Below are 2,695 nucleotides of genomic sequence, written 5' to 3'. Positions count from 1 at the left end.
GCTAGAAATCATATGACGGGGCGCGGGCCGTGTTCCGCTATGCGGTTGTCAATTTGCGAAAGAAATTATGCGTCACCCTAGACCGCTGCGTGGCCATGGAAGTAAAGTAGAAGAGGGTCGAACCAAGCAGTTCCCAGACAATTGGCGTCCGGCCAGACACTTCGGTTCGACCCTTTTCGATTTTGCGGAGTAGTTATAGCTGAACGTCCTCAGATATATAAAATCATTTCCTCCCTTTTCCGAAAGACGTTTTTTGAAATATTGGAATTAACTAAACGGGTAATTGCACTCAATTGCAAAACTGGCCCAGCTGCGTTCCGACTTAAAGATTTCTGTTGTCTGGTTCATCTGCCAGATAGTCGTGGGGAACATAGTCAACGTGATAACGCTTTTCAAGTTCCTCGATAAACCGATCGACCTTTCGAGCATTTTGGTAAACCTTTTCGAGTGTGCGGAAAACAGCTTTCTCGTTGTACGCGGGAAGCCCCTGGGCATTCACGAAGTACATCAGCTGATTGAGGTTCGTTCCTTCCTTCAATAACTCATGATGGAGTTTTTCAACTTCCGCAATGTCAAAATTGAATGATTCGATCTTTCCGTAAATTGCGCTGCGGCGAACCAGTTCGCTTGCAGAAATGCCGAGCGCCGCTGCACGCTGCTCAATTGCCTTTTTTTCTGGAGCAGTGAGCATTACTTGGAACGGAATACTCCTTTTTTCAGAAATCGGCTCGCCACGTTCATCGGTTTTACGCGATGCCTGTGCTCTCCTGTAATCCTCCTGTTGCTTATGGAGGGCCTTTTTCTTCCGATCAAGAACTTGCATTTCGTCATCGAGATCATCAAGTGAGATTTCCCGATGAATCAGTACGGATCGAATCAACTCAGCTTCCGTACAACCAGCTTGTTCGCAAAGTTGTTGATAGATCTCTTTCTCTTCAGGAGAAACGCGAGCCTTTACGAATTCATTTCGTGCCATTTTTCTACTTTCTCCGGAGTGGCCTCCGGAAAAGTAAGCAAGAAACTGAGGATTGGCATCCGTCACCTCTTGCTATGGTTGCCTAATTTTTTAGAAAGAGTGAAACCAACCCGCAAAAAGCGTGCTGCAGTCCACCCTTTCCCTTTTCTCCGTGACAGGAGAAAAGCAAGATTCGTAAATCATGATAACAGGGACTACGGGCCCGGTTATCATGATATACGTACATCTTGCAATCTCCGGAACGGGGATTGGGCGAAACGCAGTGTAGACGTGGAATGAGAGGCCTCATTCCAAGCGAGAGGCCTCGCGGCGTTGTAACTGCGTGAAGACCGTGAGCGAAAGTGAATTTTTAACGCGAAGGATGCTGAGTGTTAGAAATTCGCTGTAGCGAGAGCGGAGCGGCAATGCGAATGCGAGGGATGCCGAGTGTTTGCATTGCCGCAAACATTCGCCTTTATCGAATCGTTTTTCGATACGCTTACGAAAAAGTTGAGGCACCTTTCGACAATTTCAATGGCGCGGAGAGTCATTAGCGTGACTCGCAGCGCTGTTGGATTTGTCGAAAGGTGACGCGGCTCGCATTGCGATTCGGATTAGCGAGTCGGTTTTCATGCGGCGGTCAAGCCGCCTATGATCGCGACCTTCGGTCGCTATCGATTTTCAAAACTCGCGTTTTGTTTTGAAGCGAGTTGAGATGCGAAACGAAAAATCGGAACGCCCGCGCGAGCCGTTTCGACTTTTGCGCGGGCGCGATTCAAATCAAACGAAGAACCGGATAATGAGATTTTGAGTTTCACGGTTTAGATCTCAGAAAACAAATCCAAAACTGCAGTGTCGACTCCAACTGTCATCAAGTAGTCAGTGCGGTCGCAGCTACTTACCAACCCCGGTCCACGGGCGGAGCCCTGGCAAGAACCGAAGGTTGTGAGTTTGTACATACATTCACGATGGAGGTACAAACTCGCGTCTCTTGCGAGATTTTTCATCTCACAGCACATTTCACGACAAACCATCGCCGCGCTTAGATCGCCTCGGTGTCCGGTGGCTGTCCGGTAGCGAACCTTTTACCGAGACGCACCGGAGACATTGCGTAACTGTGTCATGCCGCAACAATGTAAAAGTGTGACTGCCGAACTGTGTAATAACGCAATAACGTAACAACGTTATTACGTCACTTTTTAACGCCGCCAAGGGCGCCGGGTTTTTAGGGCAGAGCCCTAGTGCGCCGCCGGGCTTTGTACGGCGGCGCACGACACTTGCGGAAAATTTTCAGGCGCGATTAGTTCAATGTTCAATTGTTCTGCTATTCCACAGTCACGTTGTTCTGTTATTTCGATTTGCCGTAATCGCGTTATCGCACAGCTACGCTACTACGTAGTTACGTTATGACACAGTTGCGTTGTGTCATAGTTCGGTTCCGCAAGAGTCGTACGCCGCCGTACAAAACTGCGTTTTGCCCGGCGGCGTACGATTTAGGGCTCTGCCCTAAAACCCGGCACACGGCAAAACGAAATAACAGAACTATGAAATAACGACATTACGTAAATACGGCATTGCTGAAAAAGTGAATACCGTTGACACTCCCCGTAGCTGAAACCAGGGGTTTTACGACGGTTTTGATAATCTGTGTGGCCAATATGACGCCGTTGAACCCGCGTATCGATACCGCTCAGCCATTCGCCTCGCCCCCATCGCACGCATCTTCATTCGGCCTGTCAT

1 protein-coding gene is annotated in these 2,695 nt (G+C 48.8%); it reads right to left on the bottom strand.

Annotated features, from left to right (window positions below; translation table 11 throughout):
* Positions 1 to 322: 322 nt before the first annotated feature.
* The gene (locus PMW67_RS09645; protein ID WP_271739699.1) at positions 323 to 976 is read right to left on the bottom strand and encodes a plasmid mobilization protein; all 654 of its coding nucleotides are present in this window, start codon (positions 974 to 976) and stop codon (positions 323 to 325) included.
* Between the last annotated feature and the right edge of the window lie 1,719 nt (positions 977 to 2,695).

It is taken from the genome of Collinsella aerofaciens, assembly GCF_028209395.1.
GTDB lineage: Bacteria > Actinomycetota > Coriobacteriia > Coriobacteriales > Coriobacteriaceae > Collinsella > Collinsella aerofaciens_AZ.
Note: the sequence above shows the minus strand (reverse complement) of the source record. Positions and strands in the feature narration are given on the sequence as shown.

Excerpts from the sequence above, each read along its gene's own strand:
- PMW67_RS09645 (WP_271739699.1), bottom strand. The coding sequence starts at position 976 with ATGGCACGAAATGAATTCGTAAAGGCTCGCGTTTCTCCTGAAGAGAAA.